This window comes from Sphingomonas sp. AC449 (genome assembly GCF_979253475.1).
This window is the reverse complement of record NZ_CEEDCZ010000095.1, coordinates 1-236: the sequence shown is the minus strand read 5'-3', so window position 1 is coordinate 236 and position 236 is coordinate 1. Positions and strand designations below refer to the sequence as shown.

Annotated in this window: 1 protein-coding gene; it reads left to right on the top strand. The window is 67.4% G+C overall.

Translation table 11 applies throughout. From position 1 onward, the window contains the following. Positions 1-236 (top strand): aminotransferase class I/II-fold pyridoxal phosphate-dependent enzyme (locus tag AC0CH3_RS17960; RefSeq protein WP_465238145.1); only part of this gene is annotated, 236 nt, incomplete at both ends.

Here is a 236-nt window from a genome sequence, read left to right as displayed (position 1 = left end):
CATGACAAGCGCGCGCAGCTCTGGAAGAACGCGCGGGCGATGCACGCGGGTCTCACGGCGATGGGCTTCAAGCTCGGCACCGAGACGTCCGATTCGGCGATCATCGCAATCATCCTGACCGACCAGGAACCGGCGATCGCGATCTGGCAGTCGCTGCTCGAGGGCGGGCTGTACGTGACCATGGCACGTCCGCCGGCGACGCCTGCGGGCACCTTCCTGCTGCGCTGCTCGCTCTG